Genomic DNA, 257 nt, shown 5'->3' with positions numbered 1-257 from the left:
CGGCCGACCCGACCAACGCCTGAACCGAGAGGACCAGAACGATGACCGACCACACCGCATACCCGACCCCGGACCACTTCATCCTGCACATCAGCGACACCCACTTCGTGGAGAAGCGCGAGCCGTTGCACGGCATCGTCGACAGCGACGCGAACCTGCAGGAGCTGTTCGACGGCTTCGACAAGTCGAACACCCGCCCTGAGGCCATCGTGTTCACCGGCGACATCGCGGACACGGCCGCCCCGGACGCCTACGAC

1 protein-coding gene is annotated in these 257 nt (G+C 65.8%); it reads left to right on the top strand.

Annotated elements, in window-relative coordinates:
* Nucleotides 1-41 precede the first annotated feature (41 nt).
* Nucleotides 42-257: metallophosphoesterase (locus tag SB719_RS21240; RefSeq protein ID WP_412159901.1), on the top strand; the 216-nt coding region annotated here is incomplete at its 3' end.

Origin of the sequence: Pantoea sp. SIMBA_079, assembly GCF_046940275.1 — a bacterium.
GTDB classification, from domain to species: Bacteria; Pseudomonadota; Gammaproteobacteria; order Enterobacterales; family Enterobacteriaceae; genus Pantoea; species Pantoea borealis.
This window is presented reverse-complemented; position numbering and strand designations above follow the sequence as displayed.